Origin of the sequence: Pseudomonas sp. PDM03 (assembly GCF_014852385.1) — a bacterium.
In the GTDB taxonomy this organism is placed as follows: Bacteria; Pseudomonadota; Gammaproteobacteria; order Pseudomonadales; family Pseudomonadaceae; genus Aquipseudomonas; species Aquipseudomonas migulae.
Genome location: NZ_JACVBM010000016.1, coordinates 85,927 through 106,461 on the forward strand (window position 1 = coordinate 85,927; position 20,535 = coordinate 106,461).

Sequence of the window (20,535 nt, forward strand, 5' to 3'; positions counted from 1 at the left end):
AACGAATTATGACGCCCCTAGAACGATATCAAGCTGATCTGAAACGCCCGGAATTCTTCCATGACGCCGCGCAGGAAACCGCCGTGCGCCATTTGCAGCGCCTGTACGACGATCTGGTCGCGGCCTCGCAGAACAAACCGGGCCTGCTCGGCAAGCTGTTTGGCAAGAAAGAACAGGCGCCGGTCAAGGGCCTGTATTTCTGGGGCGGCGTAGGCCGGGGCAAGACTTACCTGGTCGACACCTTCTTCGAAGCGCTGCCGTTCAAGGAAAAGACCCGGACTCACTTCCACCGCTTCATGAAGCGTGTGCATGAAGAGATGAAGACCCTCGGCGGCGAGAAAAACCCGCTGACCATCATCGCCAAGCGCTTCTCCGACGAGTCGCGAGTGATCTGTTTCGATGAATTCTTCGTTTCCGACATCACCGACGCGATGATCCTCGGCACACTGATGGAAGAGCTGTTCAAGAACGGCGTGACCCTGGTCGCCACTTCGAACATCGTCCCGGACGGTTTGTACAAGGACGGCTTGCAGCGTGCGCGCTTCCTGCCGGCCATCGCGCTGATCAAGCAGAACACCGAGATCGTCAACGTCGACAGCGGCGTCGATTATCGTCTGCGTCACCTCGAGCAAGCGGAGCTGTTCCACTTCCCGCTCGATGAGGCGTCTCACGAAAGCCTGCGCAAGAGCTTCCGTGCGCTGACGCCGGAATGCACGGCGGCCATCGAGAACGATGTGCTGATCATCGAGAACCGCGAAATCCGTGCCTTGCGCACCTGCGATGACGTGGCCTGGTTTGACTTCCGCGAACTCTGCGACGGCCCGCGCAGCCAGAACGATTACATCGAACTGGGCAAGATCTTCCACGCCGTGCTGCTCAGCGGTGTCGAGCAGATGAGCGTCACCACCGACGACATCGCCCGACGCTTTATCAACATGGTCGACGAGTTCTACGACCGTAACGTGAAGCTGATCATTTCCGCCGAAGTCGAGCTCAAAGACCTCTACACCGGCGGTCGCCTGAATTTCGAATTCCAGCGCACCCTCAGCCGTCTGCTGGAAATGCAATCCCACGAATTCCTGTCCCGGGCTCACAAGCCGTAGGAAATTTCGGAAAATGAAAAAGGCCTGCAATTGCAGGCCTTTTTTGTGCGCCCAAGATCCCATGTAGGAGTGAGCTTGATCGCGATGAACCCGAGGTCGCCGCGGGGCGCCAGATTTTACGCGTCATCGTTGACGACCATCGTCGGAACGCCGCCCGGAGCCGGCTCGCTCCTACAAGGGGCGCTTGTCAGGTGTGTGAAACATGTTTTGCCAGTTCATCTTGCCGATGGCAACCGACCAGCAGCCACAACAGGATTCTGGCTTTGCGCGGACAGAGAAACCCCGCCATCAGAGCGCCCTTGCGCGTCAGGTCGATCTCGCCGCCGTCAAAGCCATAGGTCGAGCGAGCCGTAGCGCCGGAGCCGGTCCGGGTGGCAACGATGACTGGAATCTTCTGCGCGATTGTTTCGATCCGTTCCGCCCAATTCACCGAAACATGCCCCGCGCCGAACCCCGCGATCACCAGCCCGGCGTAGCCCAGCCCCACGATGTTCTCCAGTAACAGACTGTCGGCGGACAGCGACGCTTCCAGCAAGGCAATCCGTTGTGTGGTCTGGACCGGTAAAGGCAGGACATTGCGTGGGACCGGTGGGCGAAGATAACGAACGCTGTCTTCCACCAACAGACCCACGGGCCCCACGATCGGAGAAGAAAACGCCTGCAAGGCCAATGAGTCGGTTTTGCGCACCGCGGATGCCGAATGAATCTGACCGTTCATGACCACCTGGACACCGCGCTGACGGCTGCTTGATGCCAATGCCACCCGACAGGCATCCAGAAGGTTTGCCGGCCCATCCGCTCCGGCCTGAACCGCGGAGCGCATTGCGCCCGTCAGGATCAACGGTGCGTCGTGGTCCCACAGGTAATCGAAGAAGGTGGCGGTTTCTTCCAGGGTGTCGGTGCCCTGAGTGATGACCACGCCTATGGCGCCTTGCTTGATCTGAAAGTTCGCCCAGGACAATACGTTCAGCAGAAACCCGAAATCCAGTGAAGCACTGGGCAGTAGTCCCAGCGTTTCAATCGATACCTCAGCCAGCAACGTCAATTCCGGAATGGATGCCAGCAGCGTTTCACCACTGACGGTCGGAATCACGCCTTCACTGGCGTGTCTGGCTTGCATGCTCACGGTACCGCCAAGTGCGGCGATGGCCAGTTTGGGCAAGTCCATTTGATACCTCGCTTGAGTGTGAAGAGATCGGCGGCACCGCATTCGCGGTGCCGCCGAATGGCGACGCGGGTCAGTTGGCGATCAGGAAGCCGATAAACGGAATGATCAGCAGCGTGCTGATGGCCATGGACAGTACATTACCAATGAAGCCATGCATGTCGGCCGGCAGCCGTTTGGCGATCGCGCACGCCAGAGGCGGTGCAATCAAGGCGCCGAGCAGTGCGCTCATGACGATGACCGGCCAGGTGCCGCCATACGTCAGAACTGCTGCCGGCACCACCGACACCAGCGGGACGTAGGTCGGATACCAACCGAGTGACATCCATTGTCGCCGCCAGATCACAACCCCCACCGCTGATGTCAGGGCCTGTGCGCCGATCAGTTGTGGCAGCAGTGCTGAACCATAAACCGGGCTCAGCGGGTTCAGTGTAAACGCCAATAGTGCGCCAAGAATCAGGCCGAGGCTGGCCCATTCGTTGCCATAGAACGGCGCTTCCGAAAAGTCCGCCAGCACCCGGCGCAGGCTCCAGGTGACGCCGTAGTCAGGCGTTTTGGCGGGGGCGGTTTCGGCTGCAGGCTCGGGCGGTTGGCTGGACGAGGCAGACTTCACCAGACTCGGTACGTAGCGGCACAGCAGGAAGGCCAATACGCTCGCGATCGCCATGCCCGAGACATTGCCAATGACCACAGGCAACGCCAGCGGGTTGCACACGTAATTGACCATCAGCAAGCACATCGGCGTAACGAGTACCGCCCCCAGGATGGCGCCGTTGATCGTGACCTTCCAGCCGCTGCCGAACATCAACACCATCGCTGCCGGCAGTGAAACGAAGGCGGCAAACGTCGGTTGCCAGCTATCGGCCGTCACCGTCCAGCCCCACAGCAGGTTGCTCAACACCAGCCCAAGCAACGAACTGGTCACCAGCCACGGCCACAGTCCGCTGCCGTAGGAGATGGCGAAGCCTTGCCAGGATTTTCCGGTGCGGTTGGCCCAATAGGCCAGGTAGGCGCCCGCCAACAACCCGATTGAGGCGAACTCGTGTTTGTAGAACGCCACTTCGCTGATGTCCCCCAGCACCCAGCGCAACCATGCGCTGGGTTCGGGGAGGTTCGAGAGCAAATGACGATAGTCGGGCCAATGGGCGGCCCAGTCAGAACGGTGGGTGAATGACAACCAGACGATCAGGGCTGCCGTGCCGAGCACCAGGAAGAGGATCGCAGTGTCCAGTGATGATCTCGTAGCGAGACGATCAGACGGTTTTTTTTCAGTGGTGGATTCCATCGGTCATTGCCCCTTGTCAGCGTGGCAGGCAAGGGTGCTGGGTGTACCCGAGCATCTGATCGTAGAGATCGGCTCGACGATCGCGATGCAGATCGTTCAGGTCGTTCCAGATCGGTGCACTGCGAGAGCTGGTCAGGTCGATGTCGGCGAAGAGGATTTCCTGTTGGTCCGCTGAAGCCACTGCTCCGATCGGCCAGCCGTTGGTGCCGGCAATCAACGAGCAACCCAGGTAACGCGCGCCGCGTTCCTCGCCGATTCGGCTGGCGGCAGCGATAAACACATTGTTTACATGCGCGGCCGTCATCGTCAGGTACGACGCCATGCACTTGCCGGCCTCGTCGAACAGCGGTGGTGGTGTCCACACCCAGTTGTTCAGGCTGCAGATGATGTCAGCGCCTTGCTGGGCGAGAATTCGTGGCACTTCCGGAAACCAGATATCCCAGCAGATCAACAAACCGATACGCCCGATTGGAGTATCGAAAACCGGGAAGCCCAAGTCGCCGGGGGTAAACCAGAGTTTTTCCAGGTTCCACAGATGCGCTTTTCGGTACTTGCCGATAAAGCCGTCAGGCCCTACCAGCACGCCGGTGTTGAAAAGGCGCATACCGTCGCGCTCGGCCAGACCGGCCACCAGGTAAACCTTGTGTTGCTGGGCGAAGTCCATCCAGTGTTGCACGCTCGGCCCGTCGGGTACGGACTCTGCATGGGCAAAGGCATCCTGGCGATTGCCGAAGAAATAGCCGGTATTGGAAAGCTCGGGCAGGACGATGAGATTCGCTCCGCCGTTGACTGCTTCCAGGGCTAACTCCAGGCTGCAACGCAGGTTGTCTGCACATTTCTCGGTGCCGACCTGAGGGTCGAATTGCACGACTGCTACACGAACAGGGCTTGTTGGATCGCTCATTGCCGATGACCTCTTTTTTATTGTTATTCACGCGGTTTAATTGCGTCTTTATTAAGTGTTGTAACGGCAAAGGGGCGTAAGTCGGCGGCTTCCGGTAAGGCTGTAGGCCGTTTCCGAAGTTGATTGAAGGAGGGTTGAATCGGTGTGCCAGGTGTGCCAGGTGGGGCAGGGAGGGAGAGCCATGCACGTAGTGCATGGCTCTGGAACGGGGCGATCAGCCTTTCAGTCGGTAATGCGGATAGTCATTCATGGAGAAACCACCATTGAAGGTCGCGGCGGTTTTGTTGCAAATGTGAATGACCGCATCGACAGCCCCTCGAAAGCAGGGCTCCGTCCATCCCGCGTCGACGGAAAACGACTCTCCAGAAAAATACAGACCTGAGACATGAGCATAGTCCCGGTTGTACTTCATCAGGCCCACCGCCTCATAGTAAGTGCCGGGTCGGTATAGCTTGGCGCAACCCAGGGCGTTTTTATCGGTAACCCAGCGTTGGACCACGGCTTGATCAATACCGATGTAAGGAGAAATTTTCTCCTGAATGTTGGCTGAGTTCATGAGGATGCGATCCAGCTCCTTGACGCACTTGGTCACCAGTTCTTTGTCGGCGAACGAGGCGAGCTTGGTGGCGTCATCCTCCCATGTGTAACTCAGGAGGATGCAGTCATAGCTGTAGTTGTCGTTGTAGCGGTAGGTGTAGACATCGTGGATAAAACTGTCGGTGACGATGGCTTGCGGGATTTTGTGGTTTTTTGAAAGAAATGTTTTTTTCAGCGGTGCAAAGACTTTGCAACTGGTCTCCCAGTGCGCTGTTTTATAGGCATTGATCGTCTCGAAAGGCAGCATTTCCTGAGCGAAATTTTCAAGTGTGATTCGAGTTTCGATCAGCCAGGACGGTAAGGTCATGATGACCGAATCAAAGTCGTCGTAATGTTCCCGGGTTTGCTCGGGGCGACTGTGTTTCCAGTTGAAGTAGACGCGTGTTTTCTGGTTCGTCAGTTTTTCAAGTTTCGTAACGGATGAGTCCGTGAGGAAGCCATTGCTTCTTTCGAGGCTGTGCTCATGGACGGATTTTCCGGTTTCATCGATTTTCATGAACAACAGGCATTCGTCCAGAGCGGCGAGGCCGATGTAGCGAGGTCTGTCGAAGCTCAGCCCCATCGAATCATGAACAGCTTCGCTGTGCAGGTAGGGAGATGCCAGGGGATCGCCATTCGTGTCCACCCGGCCATGGATCAATTGCAACTGGCTGCTGAATCCGAAGATGGCAGTGCGTAGCGGATAAAGGCAGCAGACATCGTAAAAGGCTCCCCAGCTACCGTCACCGATGCCGATCGCATAGAAAACCGCAGACTCGTCTGCGGACATTCCCATTCCACCAAAGTCCCCTGGCGAGCCTTCGCTCCAGATTTCCAGTGCTGGCATGCGGACCAGATCTCGGAACGAAACGCTCTCGTATTTTTCGACGATGGCGGCCCACATGGCTTCCCATTCCTGACTGGCATACACCTCTGCAACGTGCCGGGTCATGCGATCGGCAAAGGCTTTCCACTTGGCATAGACCTTTTGCAGTTCTGTGCCCGGTGGGGGTGTCAGACCGTCTTCGTTTTTCCAGATCAACATTTCAGGTGCCGGTCCGGCGCCCATGTTTCCCTCTCTGAGATAGATCCCGGTCGAGGTGACCCACTGGCTTCCGGGGTTGGCGAAGTCTGAAATGGACAGGTCAAACGCCTTCGCGTAGTAAGCCATCAGGGACCTGCCCTCTGTCGGCGGCTCGTCTGCCCGGTTGAAAAAGGGCATGCGCATGGCCCCCATTTCAAAGGGTGTATGACTTTGCGTGGAGCTCCGGCTTCCAGGAATGGTCAGGTGCCTGCCACCAACGCGCCTGGATTGCTCTATGAGGGTGATATGGGTAAAGCCGCAGCGATAGAGTTCTCTGGCGGCAGTCAGTCCGGTTACGCCGGCACCGATAATGCAGATTCTATGAGTGGGGTCGGTTGCTTTGGCTATTCCGTTTTCCTGCTCGACCAACGTTCGATAGTCGAAGCACAGGTCCGGCGGGTTCGGAAAGCGGGCAATCCATTTGCTTTTGGCTGATCGCTTTGTCCGAGTCTCTTTGGCAACGTATGAGGGGTAGTTGTAGCTTGATCCGATAGTCACTGTTGATCTTCCCTGTCAGCACTGATGATGTTTGCAGGGGAAGATGTTGATGCATTGAGCTATTCGGGAATATGAGCAAAGTGGGGCGCGGAGCTGCGCTGAATTCCCTTTGTCGCGTGGGAAAAAGGCCAGGATTGCGGACTTTTTTGCCTGTGCCGAAGAAACCCTGTGGGAGCGAGCCTGCTCGCTCCCACATTGGAATTGTGTGCCTAGCCCTTAAGCCGCTTGCTGAAACTGCTGGCGATACTGGTTCGGCGACAACTCGGTGTGCTGGCGGAACAGCCGCGCGAAGAAGCTCGCATCGTCGTAACCGACTTCATAACTGATGGTCTTGATGCTCTTGCGACTTCCGGACAGCAAGCCCTTTGCCGTTTCAATGCGCAGGCGTTGCAGGTAATGCAGCGGCTTGTCGCCGGTGGCGGTCTGGAAGCGGCGCATGAAGTTGCGGATGCTCATGCCGTGCTCGCGTGCAACGTCCTCGAAGCGGAACTTGTCGGCGAAGTGCTCTTCGAGCCAGTGCTGGATCTGCAGGATGATCACGTCCTGGTGCAGCTTCTGGCCGCCGAAGCCGATGCGTCCCGGCGAGTAGCTGCGCTGCACTTCATAGAGAATGTCGCGGGCCACGGCCTGGGCCACGTTGGCGCCGCAGAAGCGCTCGATCAGGTAGATATAGAGGTCGCACGCGGACGTGGTGCCGCCGGCGCAATAGAGGTTGTCGGCGTCGGTCAGGTGCTTGTCCTGATTGAGGTAAACCCTCGGGAAACGCTCGGCAAACGCGTTGAAGAAGCGCCAGTAAGTGGTCGCTTCCTTGCCATCGAGCAACCCGGCTTCGGCGAGCCAGAACACCCCGGTGGCCTCGCCGCACAGTACCGCGCCGCGCGCATGCTGCTGGCGCAACCACGGCAGGATCTGTGGATAACGTTGGCAAAGGGTTTCGAAATCGTCCCAGAACGCCGGGAGGATGATGACGTCAGCGTTTTCCAGGCCGCCGTCCACCGGCATGATCACGTCGCTGAAGCTGTTGACCGGTTTGCCGTCGGGGCTGACCAGGCGCGTTTCGAACGCCGGTGTCAGGCCCTGGCCCAGTTGTTTGCCGTAACGCAGGCTGGCCAGGTGGAAGAAATCCTTGGCTTGCATGAGGGTGGAAGCGAAAACCCGGTCGATAGCCAGGATGCTGACGCGCCGCAAGGGCGTGGAGACTTGGTTAGACATAATTCAACTTTATTCTTATAGGGGAAAGTGGTCACCAGACGGCTGGATCGTCTTATTTTTTGTCGGATGTGTCCAGTGTCCTGTATCGGAAGCGAGGCTTAGTCTCTGAAGGTCTATTCCTTCTAACAATAACGACAGGTGCCGCATGATCCCCAGAACCTTGTTCAGTTCCGAGCACGAACTTTTTCGCGACAGCGTGCGAACTTTCCTCGAAAAAGAGGCCGTGCCGTTTCATGGGCAATGGGAAAAACAAGGCTATATCGATCGCCAACTCTGGAACAAGGCAGGGGAAGCGGGGATGCTTTGTTCGCACCTGCCGGAAGAGTACGGCGGGCTGGGAGCGGATTTTCTCTACAGTGCGGTGGTGATCGAAGAGGTGGGGCGTCTGGGGCTGACCGGGATCGGTTTTTCCCTGCATTCCGACATCGTCGCGCCGTACATCCTGCATTACGGCAGCGAAGCGCTGAAACACAAATACCTGCCAAAACTGGTGTCCGGCGAGATGGTCACCGCGATTGCCATGACCGAGCCGGGTGCCGGTTCCGACCTGCAAGGGGTGAAAACCACGGCGGTGCTCGATGGCGATGAATATGTGATCAACGGTTCGAAGACGTTCATCACCAACGGCTATCTCGCGGACCTGGTGATTGTCGTGGCCAAGACCGATCCGAAGGCGGGCGCGAAGGGCACCAGCCTGTTTCTGGTCGAGGCCGACACACCGGGTTTTGCCAAGGGCAAGCGCCTGGAAAAAGTCGGCATGAAAGCGCAGGACACCTCGGAGCTGTTCTTCCAGGATGTTCGCGTGCCGAAAGAAAACCTGCTGGGCCAGGCCGGGATGGGCTTCGCGTATCTGATGCAGGAATTGCCGCAAGAGCGTCTGACGGTTGCTGTTGGCGGACTGGCATCGGCTGAGGCTGCGCTGCAATGGACACTGGAATACACCCGCGAGCGCAAGGCGTTCGGCAAGGCGATTGCCGACTTCCAGAACACCCGTTTCAAGCTGGCGGAGATGGCGACCGAGATCCAGATTGGCCGGGTCTTCGTCGATCGCTGCCTGGAGTTGCACCTGCAAGGCAAGCTCGATGTACCGACGGCGGCGATGGCCAAGTATTGGGGCACGGACCTGCAATGCAAGGTGCTCGACGAGTGCGTGCAGTTGCATGGCGGCTACGGGTTCATGTGGGAATACCCGATCGCCCGGGCGTGGGCGGATGCGCGGGTGCAGCGGATTTATGCCGGCACCAACGAAATCATGAAGGAGATTATCGCCAGATCATTGTAGGAGCCGGCTTGCCGGCGATTGAAGCGACGCGGTTTTGGCTGTAACCGCGTTGTCCCAATCGCCAGCAAGCCGGCTCCTACATGTGCGGGTTACGGAGCAGGATTCGGGTGATCCTTGTGGATCGCCTCGATCCCCGCCAGCACTTCATCGGAAAGTTTCAGCTCGAAGCTGGCAATGTTGCTGTCCAGTTGTTCCAGCGTCGTCGCGCCGATGATGTTGCTGGTCACGAACGGCTGCTGCGTCACAAACGCCAAGGCCATTTGCGCCGGGTCCAGACCGTGCTCGCGGGCCAGCGCCACATAACGGCTGCAGGCGGCTTCCGACTGTGGATTGAAATAGCGGCTGAAGCGGCTGTAGAGGCTCAGGCGACCTTTCGGCGGACGCGCGCCACCTTCGTACTTGCCCGACAGAAAACCGAACGCCAGCGGCGAATAGGCCAGCAGGCCGCACTGTTCGCGGATGGCGATTTCCGCCAGGCCGACTTCGAAGCTGCGGTTGAGCAGGTTGTACGGGTTCTGGATCGACACTGCACGCGGCCAGCCACGGGCTTCGGCCAGCGCCAGGAAACGCATGGTGCCCCACGGTGTTTCGTTGGACAGGCCGATGTGACGGATCTTGCCGGCCTTGACCTGTTCGTCCAGCGCTTCGAGGGTGTCCTCCAGCGGGGTCAGGTTCGCTTCGCTCTTGTGTTTGTAGCCCAGTTGACCGAAGAAATTGGTGCTGCGCTCCGGCCAGTGCAATTGATAGAGGTCGATGTAGTCGGTCTGCAGGCGCTTGAGGCTCGCATCCACGGCTTCGGTGATGTGCTGGCGGTTGTGGCGCAGGTTTTTGTCGCGGATGTAGTCGATGGTGTTGCCGGGGCCGGCGATCTTGCTGGCCAGGATCCAGTCGGCGCGATCACCGCGGCTTTTGAAGTAATTGCCGATGTAGCGCTCGGTGGTGGCGTAGGTTTCGGCTTTGGGCGGTACCGGGTACATCTCGGCGGTGTCGATGAAATTGATCCCGGCGCTTTTGGCCCGTTCAATCTGTGCGAAGGCTTCAGCTTCACTGTTTTGCTCGCCCCAGGTCATGGTTCCGAGGCAGATGGCGCTCACGTTCAGATTGGTTCGGCCTAGCTGTCGATAATCCATCAGGTGCTCCTTGGGCAAAACAATCATAAAAGCAGGTTGAAATATTTTTCGCAATCTGCATAATTGCGCACCTCTTTCTGCAGTGGAAGTGATGCGCCGCCGCCGAAGAATCTTGCCGTTGAACGGACGCGCCGACCCGAGCCCCCGAAAGCGTCTGTATCCGGCTGCCTTTGACTTGTCAAAGTACGCACTATTCAGTAAGATCCGCCGTCTAATTTACAGGGCGGCCCCTGAGGCTATAAAGAATGAAAACTTTTACTGCTAAACCGGAAACAGTACAGCGCGACTGGTTTGTCGTCGACGCTGCAGGTCAGACCCTGGGTCGTCTGGCCACCGAAATCGCGAGCCGTCTGCGTGGCAAGCATAAAGCTGAGTACACTCCTCACGTTGACACCGGCGATTACATCGTCGTTATCAATGCCGAGCAGATTCGTGTAACCGGTGCTAAAACCACCGACAAAATCTACTACTCCCACTCCGGTTTCCCGGGCGGCATCAAGTCGATCAACTTCGAAAAGCTGATCGCTAAAGCCCCTGAGCGCGTGATCGAGACCGCGGTCAAAGGCATGCTGCCTAAGAACCCGCTGGGTCGCGACATGTATCGTAAGCTGAAAGTCTATGCGGGCGCTGTACACCCTCATACTGCTCAGCAGCCCCAAGAACTGAAGTTTTAACGGAATAGTTCATTATGTCGGCGACTCAAAATTACGGCACTGGCCGTCGCAAGACCGCAACCGCACGCGTTTTCCTGCGTCCGGGTACTGGTAACATCTCCATCAACAACCGTTCGCTGGATAATTTCTTCGGCCGCGAAACTGCCCGCATGGTAGTTCGTCAGCCGCTGGAATTGACTGAGACTGTCGAGAAGTTCGACATCTACGTCACCGTGATCGGCGGTGGTGTAAGTGGTCAAGCTGGCGCAATCCGCCACGGCATCACTCGCGCTCTGATGGACTACGACGAAACCCTGCGTGGCGCTCTGCGCAAAGCTGGCTTCGTTACCCGCGACGCCCGTGAAGTTGAACGTAAGAAAGTCGGTCTGCGTAAAGCGCGTAAGCGTCCGCAGTACTCGAAGCGTTAATTCGCTTTCTCGTTCAAAAAGAACGCCCAGTTTCCTCACGGAGCTGGGCGTTTTTTTATGGGTGCGATTTATTAAAGAATTGCTCTGTGACAACTTGCCACATCCGCAGAGCCCCTATACTACAAGGCTTGGCAGTGGAGCCCTTCGGTAATTACCTTGTCAGAATTGGGGCTTTTCATTACCATTCGGCAAAATTTTTATAAGTACATAGTTTTACTTAGTAGATGCCTGATTTAACAGGCCACAAAGCTGATGGGAGAGGACTGAATGAGCAATGACGGCGTGAATGCAGGCCGGCGTCGCTTCTTGGTAGCAGCCACATCCGTGGTGGGTGCTGCAGGAGCGGTGGGGGCTGCGGTCCCGTTCGTGGGGTCATGGTTTCCCAGTGCCAAGGCGAAAGCCGCAGGTGCACCGGTGAAAGTGAATGTCAGCAAAATCGAGCCAGGCCAGCAGATGATTGCTGAGTGGCGCGGTCAGCCGGTGTTCATTGTCCGCCGTACCGAGGAAATCCTGGGGAATCTGAAAAAGATCGAGGGCCAGCTGGCTGACCCGACCTCCAAGAACTCGACACAACCGACCTATGTCGACCCGGTAACGCGTTCGATCAAGCCAGAGGTTCTGCTGCTGATCGGTATCTGTACGCACCTGGGTTGCTCGCCGACCTTCCGTCCCGAAGTGGCGCCTGCTGATCTGGGCAAGGACTGGGTAGGTGGCTATTTCTGCCCGTGCCACGGTTCCCACTACGATCTGGCTGGCCGCGTCTACAAGTCGCAACCTGCGCCTTTGAACCTGCCAGTTCCCCCGCATTCCTATGAGACCAATGAGATTATTGTCATTGGCGTCGATACGGAGAAAGCGTGATGAGCAAGTTCATGGATTGGGTTGATGCGCGCTTTCCCGCGACCAAAATGTGGGAAGACCATCTCAGCAAGTACTACGCCCCGAAGAACTTCAACTTCTTCTACTTCTTTGGTTCCCTGGCGCTGCTCGTTCTGGTCAACCAGATCGTTACCGGTGTCTGGCTGACCATGAGCTACACCCCGTCGGCGGAAGAAGCGTTTGCTTCCGTCGAATACATCATGCGCGACGTCGAGTACGGCTCGATCCTGCGTCTGCTGCACTCCACCGGCGCTTCGGCGTTCTTCATCGTGGTTTATCTGCATATGTTCCGTGGCTTGCTCTACGGTTCGTACCAGAAGCCGCGTGAGCTGGTGTGGGTCTTCGGCATGCTGATCTACCTGGCGCTGATGGCGGAAGCCTTCATGGGTTACCTGCTGCCGTGGGGCCAGATGTCCTACTGGGGTGCCCAGGTGATCATCTCGCTGTTCGGTGCGATCCCGGTCATCGGTAACGACCTGACTCAGTGGATCCGTGGTGACTACCTGATTTCCGGTATCACGCTGAACCGCTTCTTTGCCCTGCACGTTGTTGCCCTGCCGATCGTGATTCTCGGTCTGGTGGTGCTGCACGTTCTGGCGCTGCACGAAGTCGGCTCGAACAACCCGGACGGCGTGGACATCAAGAAATACAAAGACGAAAACGGCGTACCGCTGGACGGCATTGCCTTCCACCCGTACTACACCGTGAAAGATATCGTCGGCGTGGTGGTGTTCCTGTTCATCTTCTGCTCGATCGTGTTCTTCTTCCCGGAAATGGGCGGCTACTTCCTCGAGAAGCCGAACTTTGAAGTGGCGAACGCGTTCAAGACCCCAGAGCACATTGCTCCGGTCTGGTACTTCACACCGTTCTACGCGATTCTGCGGGCGGTTCCGGACAAGCTCCTGGGCGTTATCGCCATGGGTGCGGCCATCGCTGTACTGTTCGTCCTGCCATGGCTGGACCGTAGCCCGGTCAAGTCGATGCGCTACAAAGGCTGGTTGAGCAAAATCTGGCTCTGGGTGTTCTGCATCTCGTTCGTGATTCTGGGCGTGCTGGGTGTTCTGGCGCCGACTCCAGGCCGTACGTTGCTGTCGCAGGTGTGTACTTTCCTGTACTTCGCCTACTTCATTCTGATGCCTTTCTACACCAGGCTCGAGAAGACCAAACCGGTTCCGGAAAGGGTGACTGGCTGATGAAAAAGCTATTTGCTGTACTGATTCTTGCTGCTTTGCCTGTACTGTCCTTCGCTGCCGAGCACGGTGGTCCTGAGTTGGAAAAGGTCGACATCGACGTTTCCGACAAGGCCGCCATGCAAGATGGCGCGCGTACATTTGCCAACTACTGCATGGGCTGCCACAGCGCCAAGTTCCAGCGCTACGAGCGTGTTGCCGACGATCTGGGCATTCCTCACGATCTGATGCTGTCGAAGCTGGTGTTCACTGGCGCCAAGATCGGCGACCACATGAGCATCGGCATGCAGCCGGCTGACGCCAAGACCTGGTTCGGTGCTGCACCGCCTGACCTGACCCTGGTAGCTCGTGTTCGCGGTACGGACTGGCTCTACGGCTACCTGAAGTCGTTCTACGAAGATCCGTCGCGTCCTTGGGGCGTGAACAACAAGGTCTTCCCGAACGTGGGCATGCCGAACGTCCTGGTGGGCCTGCAAGGTCGTCAGGTCGTCGGTTGCAAACAGGTCCAGGTCGTCGAAGGCGGCAAGAAGCAATATGATCCGCTGACCGGTACCGCGCTGACTCATGAAGCGTGCGATCAGTTGACCATCGTGCCGAAGAGCGGTGCTCTGACCGAAGAGCAGTTCGATGAGAAGGTCAAGAATCTGGTAACCTTCCTCGCTTACTCGGCTAACCCGGTTAAGCTGCAGCATCAGCGCATTGGTACCTACGTCTTGCTGTACCTGGCGTTCTTCTTCGTATTCGCCTACTTGCTCAAGCGCGAATACTGGAAAGATGTGCACTGATAAAGTTTCAAGCAATTGCTGTTAATCGCGCGCGCCCAAGGGCGTCTCTGAAGGTGTAACGAGTCTGGTTTATCCAGGCGTTACGGGAGACGCCCTCTGGGCGCGCTCGTTTTTCCGCTTCCGATAATTTCAACAAGCGAGGAGGACCGCCATGGGCGTGACCAATCGGTTGGCCTGTTACTCCGACCCCGCCGACCACTATTCCCACCGAGTGCGCATCGTACTTGCAGAGAAGGGTGTCAGCGCCGAGATCATTTACGTGGAAGCTGGCCGCCAGCCGCCTAAACTGATTGAGGTGAACCCTTACGGAAGCCTGCCCACCCTGGTCGATCGTGACCTGGCGTTGTGGGAGTCGACCGTGGTGATGGAATATCTGGATGAGCGTTACCCGCATCCGCCTTTGCTGCCGGTTTATCCAGTGGCGCGTGCCAACAGCCGTTTGCTGATTCATCGTATTCAGCGTGACTGGTGTGGTCTGGTGGATCTGATCCTGGATTCGCGGACCAAGGAAGCTGCCCGTGTCGTCGCTCGTAAAGAGCTGCGCGAAAGCCTGACTGGCGTGTCGCCGTTGTTCGCCGACAAGCCGTTTTTCCTTAGCGAGGAACAAAGTCTGGTGGATTGCTGCCTACTGCCAATACTCTGGCGCTTGCCGATTTTGGGTATTGAACTGCCACGGCCCGCCAAGCCGTTGCTTGATTATATGGAGCGCTCGTTTGCGCGTGAGGCTTTCCAGGCAAGTCTGTCTGGCGTCGAACGCGATATGCGCTAAGGCTTAAGGAGCCGCTATGAACTCCAGTCGACCTTATCTGGTCCGCGCGCTCTACGAGTGGATTGTGGACAACGATTGCACCCCGCACATGCTGGTCAATTCCGAGTATCCGTCGGTGCAGGTGCCTCAGGGTTTTGCCAGTGACGGACAGATTGTCCTGAACGTATCGCCGGCCGCCGTGCGTCATCTGCACATGGACAACGAAGCGGTCAGCTTCGAGGGGCGCTTCGGTGGCGTGCCGCACACCCTGTACGTGCCTATCGCATCGATCCTGGGCATTTACGCCCGGGAGAACGGTCAGGGCATGGTGTTCGATCTGGAATCGCCTATGGAAGACGAGGAAGAGATCGAGCCGGATGATGATCTTCCGCCGCCGGACAGTGAGCCGCCGCGCCCAAGCGGTCGGCCAAGTTTGAAAGTGGTGAAGTAATAAAAAAGGCGATCCGAATGGATCGCCTTTTTTATTACTTGTAGGAGCCAGGCTTGCCGGCGAAGGCGTCCTCGAAATCGCCTTCGCCGGCAAGCCGTGCTCCTACAGGTCGAGGGCGGTCTCTAGATCGCCGCTAGTATCAGTCAATGTACTCAAACAGCTTCACAATCTTCTGCACGCCGGAAACGCCCTGCACCAGATTGGTCGCCTGTGCGGCTTCCTGCTTGGTCAGCAGACCCAGCAAATAGACGATGCCGTTTTCAGTGACAACCTTGATGCGCGATCCCGGGATGTTCGGATCGGTGAGCATCTGGGTCTTGATCTTGGAGGTCAGCCAGGTGTCGTTCTGGCGGGCGAGGAAACCGGAGGGCGGCAGCACCTGCAGTTCGTTGTGCACCGTTTTCACGCGCTGCACGGCGGCAGCGGCCTGTTCGGCCTTGGCCTTGAGGTCGGCGCGTGGCGTTTGCCCGGCGAGCAGTACGACGCCGTTGAAGCTGGTGACGACGATGTGCGAATCGTTGTCCAGGGCTGGATCGGCCTTGGCGATGTTCACGCCGACTTTTGTGTCGATCAGAGAGTCGTCGATCTTGCTGCCTAAGGTGCGTGTGCCGCGATCATCATCGATCGGCGCTTCACGGCTGGCATTCACCACCGAGGTGCAGCCGCTGATGCCGAGGCACAGGGTCAAGGCCAGAAGGCCTAGGCGATTAGGGGTCATTCTTCACTCCCGAACAGTTGGCTGTCGATCAAATCGCAAAGGCAATGGATCGCCAGCAGGTGGACTTCCTGAATACGTGCGGTGACGTTGGCCGGTACGCGAATCTCGACGTCCTCGGGCAATAGCAGCGACGCCATGCCGCCGCCATCGCGGCCCGTCAATGCTACGACAATCATTTCGCGATCATGTGCGGCCTGGATCGCTTGAATAATGTTCGCCGAGTTGCCGCTGGTGGAAATCGCCAGCAGTACGTCGCCCGGCTGGCCGAGTGCGCGGATCTGCTTGGAGAAGATTTCGTTGTAGCTGTAGTCGTTGGCGATCGAGGTGATCGTCGAGCTGTCGGTGGTCAATGCGATGGCCGGCAGGCTCGGACGCTCACGTTCAAAGCGGTTGAGCAGCTCGGACGAGAAATGCTGGGCATCGCCCGCGGAACCGCCGTTGCCGCAGGAGAGCATTTTGCCCTCGTTGAGCAGGGCGTTGACCATCACTTGGCTGGCTTGCTCGATGTGCGGTGCAAGTACGTCCATCGCCATTTGCTTGGTGTCGATACTGGCCTGAAAAAGCTGGCGAATTCGGGATTGCATGTCCATCTGTGTGACCTTAATTAGCGCGGCTACTCGGCACATGAATGTGCAGCCCGCAAAGCAAAGAGCAAAATTGTCGGGTGAAAGTGTCCGGTTCGGGACGCACGCGATCAGCTGTCGAAGGCATTCTGCAGCCAGTTCAACTGATCGAGGCTGCTGTCGATGGCAACCACGTCGAAACGGCAAGGGGAATTGGCCCAACACGACTCGCGCTGAAGAAAATACTGCGCGGCAAAAATCAGTTTCTGCCGTTTGCGCTCATCGATGCTATCGAGCGCGCCACCCCATTGAGTGTTTTTTCTGTAGCGAACTTCAACGAATACTACTGTATCGCCATCAAGCATGACCAGATCAAGCTCGCCGCGTTTACACAACCAGTTCTGCGCCAGCAGGCGCAGACCCTGTTGTTGCAGATGCTCGAGCGCATGGCGCTCGGCATCTTTACCGCTTTGCTGGCGTGACCGGTCAGGCATCAGCGCGGGGTGTCCGGCAGGCGTTGAACCTGGCCGTTGGCGAACTGTGCCCACGGCAACTGGCGCACGACGCGCTGGTTCTGAGTCATGCCCAGGCTACCCGATTGACCTTCGATGCGGCTGTCCGGCAGCGCCTTGAGTTGCCCCAGGCGCGGAGCCAGGCGGTAGGCGTCGACGCCCATCGCATACAAGCGACCCAGGCTGCCGGCGGCTTGTGGCCATTGTGTGGTCACTTGCTTGCGCAGCGGGTCATTGGCGTCCAGCAACCATGGGGTTTCGCAGAAGCGAATGCCGTTCATGTCGTTGTACTGGTTCACGTCGCCGCTGGCGCTGAATACGTGGGAGGTGGCGTAAACCGGCACATCGCCTGCGTATTGGAAGTTCAGGGTCGGTTTGATCTGCTGGGCTTGCTGAGGTGTGGCGGCCAGGAAGATGAACTCGATGTCCTGGCGACGCGAAGGCTGGGCGGCAACCTGCGAACCGACGGTGCTTTGCAGGCTCTTGGCGCGGCCTTCGCTCTGGCGCAGCTGGAACATGTCGGCAATCTGCTGGGCCAGTTGCACCGGCTGATCAACGCGCTCGGTGGCAACGATGCTGCCGCCGTTTGCCTGCCAGTCCTGGCTGAACGCTCGGAGTACGCGGTCGCCCCATTCACCTTTCGGCACCATGATCGCGGCGCGATGCAGGCCATCGGCGCGAGCGCGACGGGACACTTCGCGGGCTTCGTCTTCAGCGGCAAGACCGAACTGGAACAACTGGGCCGGGCCTTGTTCGCCTTCGCTGTAGTTCAGCGCCAGGGTCGTGATCGGCAGCTGTGGGCGAGTGCTGAGCTGTTTGACCAGTGGTTTTTCCAGCGGACCGACGACCAGTTGCACGCCATCGGCCTGAGCCTTGCGATAGAACTCGTCAAGGGAAGTCAGGCGCGAGCTGTCATAGAACTCGATGGCAGGCGGCTTCTGGCCGGCCTGTTGAGCCTGGTAGTGCGCTGCCATGAAACCTTCGCGAAGCGCTTTGCCGACCGATGCCAGCGGGCCGTCTTGCGGCAGCAGCAGGGCGATCTTGCTCAGAGGCTGGCTAGCCAGTTCCTTGAGTTTGGTCAGTGACAGCGGCAACTGAATGGCGGCCGGGTGTTTAGGGTTCTGGGCACGCCAGTTGTCGATCGCAGCTTGTTGCTGCTCAAGCGTGCCGGCCGTTTTAACCGCCAGCGCCAGGCCCATCCAGCCACCGAGGTCGTCCTTGGTGGTTGGCTGCAATTGGTCGGTTGGCAGTGAAGCGATCAGGGTCCAGATCGCTTCGTGGTTTTTGCCTGCCGCTTCACCGCTCAACATCGGCGCGATGAAAATACGCTCCCGTGCGGCGGCGAGGGTCTGGCCATCGGCCTCAAGGGCGCGAGCGTGCACGGTGCCGGTGCGAACCTGTTGTTCCTCCGGCAATTCACCCAGGCGTTGCAGGCTTGGATGGCTCAAAGCGGTCAGCGCCGCTTTCGGCTGATTGCGGGTCATGGCCAGTTCAGCCGCCAGCGTGTTGGCGAAGACCTGTTGGCCTGGCTTGAGTTGCTCGACCGGCACTTGTTGCAGGATTTGCGCGGACTGGCCGGCATTGCCCTGGCGATAAGCGAGGTCGGCCGCGCTCAGGCGAAACAGCGCGGCTTGTTCCGGCGTTTTGCTTTTGGCGGCCTGATCGAGCAGTTGCTCGATACTGGCATCCGGGGTCCGTGGAAGTTCGCCAAGGCTGGAAGAGGGCGAGCTGGCGCAAGCCGCCAGCAAGGCAGCGAGGCAGAGGGCAGTGAACAGCCGCAGGCAAGCGATCATGTAGTGTTCCTGATACTCGATCAAATAAGCGTGGAATTGTACCCAAGCACTGGCCGGGGCGCGATGCTACTGGCGTGAATCGATCAATTTAGCTCGTACAAATGTTGCAGCACTGCACCGTAGCCTGAAAAACCCGGGGTTGCTTGCGCGTATCGCAATCGTCGCTACGCGCTACAATGGCGGCTTTTACCGATCATGAGGTGTGCGCTTTGACTGCTCCAGGTGCTTTGAATTCCGCTGCTGGCTCGCTTTATGTGGTGGCGACGCCCATCGGCAACCTGGACGACATCAGTGCGCGCGCGCTGAAGATCCTGCGCGAAGTGGCATTGATCGCTGCCGAAGACACCCGTCACTCCCAGCGTTTGATGCAGCATTTCGGCATCCCCACGCCGCTGGCGGCTTGCCACGAACACAACGAGCGGGATGAAGGTAGCCGCTTTATTACCCGCCTGCTCGCCGGTGACGATGTGGCGCTGATCTCCGACGCCGGGACGCCGCTGATCTCCGATCCGGGTTATCACCTGGTGCGTCAGGCCCGTGCGGCCGGAATCAATGTCGTGCCGGTCCCGGGGGCTTGTGCATTGATTGCGGCGCTGTCGGCGGCGGGTTTGCCGTCGGACCGTTTTATCTTCGAAGGCTTCCTGCCGGCCAAGGCGGTTGGTCGTCGGGCTCGCCTGGAGCTGGTAAAGGAAGAGCCGCGCACGCTGATTTTCTACGAGGCCCCGCACCGGATCCTGGAATGCCTGCAAGACATGGAGCTGGTCTTCGGTGGCGAGCGTCTGGCGTTGCTGGCGCGCGAACTGACCAAAACCTTCGAAACCCTGAAAGGCCTGCCATTGGCCGAGCTGCGTGAGTTTGTCGAGTCGGACAGCAATCAGCAGCGCGGTGAGTGTGTGGTGTTGGTGGCGGGCTGGTCCGCCCCCGAGACGGAAGATGCCGTCAGCAGTGAAGCCATGCGCATCCTCAATCTGTTGCTCGAAGAAATGCCACTCAAGCGGGCCGCAGCATTGGCCGCGCAAATTACCGGCGAACGCAAGAATGTCCTGTATCAGGTCGCGCTGGATAAGCAGAAGGGCGAGTAAAACCCGACGTGCAGGCGCGGCTGATGGCGTTTAACGCTTGTTCTTCGGCCGCTCTGCCGTTAACCTTCGCGGCGGAGAGTCGATCGGACAGTCGCTGCCCTCTATGAAAATTAGGGGGGGGAGGAAAGTCCGGGCTCCATAGGGCGAAGTGCCAGGTAATGCCTGGGAGGCGTGAGCCTACGGAAAGTGCCACAGAAAATAACCGCCTAAGCGCTTCGGCGCCGGTAAGGGTGAAAAGGTGCGGTAAGAGCGCACCGCACGTCTGGCAACAGTTCGTGGCTAGGTAAACCCCACTTGGAGCAAGACCAAATAGGGTCCCAAGGCGTGGCCCGCGCTGGGACCGGGTAGGTTGCTAAAGATGTCCAGTGATGGCCATCGTAGACGAATGACTGTTCAAGACAGAACCCGGCTTACAGATCGACTCTCCACCTTTTTCCCTCCCTGTTTGAATCGTTGAGCAGGGCGCTCGTAATGGCAATTTCCCTCCTGCACAA

Annotated in this window: 20 protein-coding genes and 1 other RNA gene; 11 read left to right on the plus strand and 10 right to left on the minus strand. The window is 58.3% G+C overall.

What is annotated here, in order from left to right:
• Window positions 1-8 precede the first annotated feature (8 nt).
• Window positions 9-1,103, plus strand: a complete 1,095-nt coding sequence (gene zapE, locus IB254_RS20975) for a cell division protein ZapE (protein ID WP_008025947.1) — start codon at window positions 9-11, stop codon at window positions 1,101-1,103.
• Window positions 1,104-1,290: 187 nt separating this feature from the next.
• Here zapE and IB254_RS20980 read toward each other — a convergent pair whose 3' ends face one another.
• The 5 genes from IB254_RS20980 to IB254_RS21000 all read right to left on the minus strand — a co-directional run bounded on the left by IB254_RS20980 (window position 1,291) and on the right by IB254_RS21000 (window position 7,728).
• Entirely contained in the window at window positions 1,291-2,271 is a 981-nt protein-coding gene (locus tag IB254_RS20980) for an asparaginase (protein WP_192419221.1), read from the minus strand.
• Between the two features lie 70 nt (window positions 2,272-2,341).
• Window positions 2,342-3,553 carry a hypothetical protein gene (locus IB254_RS20985; RefSeq protein ID WP_192419223.1) on the minus strand — a complete coding sequence of 404 codons (1,212 nt, stop codon included), beginning with the start codon at window positions 3,551-3,553 and terminating at the stop codon, window positions 2,342-2,344.
• A 16-nt stretch (window positions 3,554-3,569) separates the two neighbouring features.
• The gene (locus IB254_RS20990; RefSeq protein ID WP_192419225.1) at window positions 3,570-4,457 is read right to left on the minus strand and encodes a nitrilase family protein; all 888 of its coding nucleotides are present in this window, start codon (window positions 4,455-4,457) and stop codon (window positions 3,570-3,572) included.
• A gap of 214 nt (window positions 4,458-4,671) precedes the next feature.
• Complete coding sequence (locus IB254_RS20995; protein ID WP_192419228.1) at window positions 4,672-6,615, minus strand: flavin monoamine oxidase family protein; 1,944 nt, start codon at window positions 6,613-6,615, stop codon at window positions 4,672-4,674.
• A 216-nt stretch (window positions 6,616-6,831) separates the two neighbouring features.
• Window positions 6,832-7,728 (minus strand): GlxA family transcriptional regulator, encoded by an 897-nt coding sequence (locus IB254_RS21000; protein ID WP_177318159.1) that lies wholly within the window; start codon window positions 7,726-7,728, stop codon window positions 6,832-6,834.
• Window positions 7,729-7,972: 244 nt separating this feature from the next.
• On the opposite strand from IB254_RS21000, the gene IB254_RS21005 reads away from it, so the two are divergent.
• Window positions 7,973-9,109, plus strand: a complete 1,137-nt coding sequence (locus IB254_RS21005) for an acyl-CoA dehydrogenase family protein (RefSeq protein ID WP_192228963.1) — start codon at window positions 7,973-7,975, stop codon at window positions 9,107-9,109.
• An 89-nt stretch (window positions 9,110-9,198) separates the two neighbouring features.
• On the opposite strand, the gene IB254_RS21010 is transcribed toward IB254_RS21005, so the two are convergent.
• Window positions 9,199-10,239, minus strand: a complete 1,041-nt coding sequence (locus tag IB254_RS21010) for an NADP(H)-dependent aldo-keto reductase (protein WP_008025952.1) — start codon at window positions 10,237-10,239, stop codon at window positions 9,199-9,201.
• Window positions 10,240-10,484: 245 nt separating this feature from the next.
• On the opposite strand from IB254_RS21010, the gene rplM reads away from it, so the two are divergent.
• The 7 genes from rplM (at window position 10,485) to IB254_RS21045 (ending at window position 15,373) form a co-directional block, all read left to right on the plus strand.
• Entirely contained in the window at window positions 10,485-10,913 is a 429-nt protein-coding gene (gene rplM / locus IB254_RS21015) for a 50S ribosomal protein L13 (protein WP_007905295.1), read from the plus strand.
• A gap of 14 nt (window positions 10,914-10,927) precedes the next feature.
• A complete protein-coding gene (gene rpsI / locus IB254_RS21020; protein ID WP_003205364.1) occupies window positions 10,928-11,320 on the plus strand; it encodes a 30S ribosomal protein S9 in 393 nt (130 codons plus the stop codon).
• 267 nt (window positions 11,321-11,587) lie between these two features.
• The gene (gene petA, locus IB254_RS21025) at window positions 11,588-12,181 is read left to right on the plus strand and encodes a ubiquinol-cytochrome c reductase iron-sulfur subunit (protein ID WP_008025954.1); all 594 of its coding nucleotides are present in this window, start codon (window positions 11,588-11,590) and stop codon (window positions 12,179-12,181) included.
• Window positions 12,181-13,392, plus strand: coding sequence for a cytochrome b (locus IB254_RS21030; RefSeq protein ID WP_007943720.1), 1,212 nt, complete (start codon window positions 12,181-12,183; stop codon window positions 13,390-13,392). The genes petA and IB254_RS21030 overlap by 1 nt, the downstream gene beginning before the upstream one ends.
• Window positions 13,392-14,174 carry a cytochrome c1 gene (locus IB254_RS21035; RefSeq protein ID WP_192419229.1) on the plus strand — a complete coding sequence of 261 codons (783 nt, stop codon included), beginning with the start codon at window positions 13,392-13,394 and terminating at the stop codon, window positions 14,172-14,174. The genes IB254_RS21030 and IB254_RS21035 overlap by 1 nt, the downstream gene beginning before the upstream one ends.
• Before the next feature lie 151 nt (window positions 14,175-14,325).
• Window positions 14,326-14,943 carry a glutathione S-transferase N-terminal domain-containing protein gene (locus IB254_RS21040; RefSeq protein WP_007905304.1) on the plus strand — a complete coding sequence of 206 codons (618 nt, stop codon included), beginning with the start codon at window positions 14,326-14,328 and terminating at the stop codon, window positions 14,941-14,943.
• A gap of 16 nt (window positions 14,944-14,959) precedes the next feature.
• Entirely contained in the window at window positions 14,960-15,373 is a 414-nt protein-coding gene (locus IB254_RS21045; protein ID WP_008037283.1) for a ClpXP protease specificity-enhancing factor, read from the plus strand.
• 139 nt (window positions 15,374-15,512) lie between these two features.
• On the opposite strand, the gene IB254_RS21050 is transcribed toward IB254_RS21045, so the two are convergent.
• The 4 genes from IB254_RS21050 to IB254_RS21065 form a co-directional block, all read right to left on the minus strand.
• Window positions 15,513-16,091 carry a BON domain-containing protein gene (locus IB254_RS21050; protein WP_008025960.1) on the minus strand — a complete coding sequence of 193 codons (579 nt, stop codon included), beginning with the start codon at window positions 16,089-16,091 and terminating at the stop codon, window positions 15,513-15,515.
• Window positions 16,088-16,681 carry a phosphoheptose isomerase gene (locus tag IB254_RS21055; protein ID WP_008025961.1) on the minus strand — a complete coding sequence of 198 codons (594 nt, stop codon included), beginning with the start codon at window positions 16,679-16,681 and terminating at the stop codon, window positions 16,088-16,090. Before IB254_RS21055 ends, IB254_RS21050 begins: the two co-directional genes overlap by 4 nt.
• Before the next feature lie 104 nt (window positions 16,682-16,785).
• On the minus strand, window positions 16,786-17,148 hold the full coding sequence (locus IB254_RS21060) for a YraN family protein (RefSeq protein WP_192419231.1): 363 nt from the start codon (window positions 17,146-17,148) through the stop codon (window positions 16,786-16,788).
• Window positions 17,148-18,959 (minus strand): penicillin-binding protein activator, encoded by a 1,812-nt coding sequence (locus tag IB254_RS21065; protein WP_192419232.1) that lies wholly within the window; start codon window positions 18,957-18,959, stop codon window positions 17,148-17,150. The genes IB254_RS21060 and IB254_RS21065 overlap by 1 nt, the downstream gene beginning before the upstream one ends.
• Window positions 18,960-19,135: 176 nt before the next feature.
• On the opposite strand from IB254_RS21065, the gene rsmI reads away from it, so the two are divergent.
• A complete protein-coding gene (rsmI, locus tag IB254_RS21070; RefSeq protein ID WP_162130705.1) occupies window positions 19,136-20,041 on the plus strand; it encodes a 16S rRNA (cytidine(1402)-2'-O)-methyltransferase in 906 nt (301 codons plus the stop codon).
• Window positions 20,042-20,116: 75 nt separating this feature from the next.
• An RNA gene (gene rnpB, locus IB254_RS21075) (RNase P RNA component class A) lies at window positions 20,117-20,470 on the plus strand.
• The last annotated feature ends 65 nt before the right edge of the window (window positions 20,471-20,535 follow it).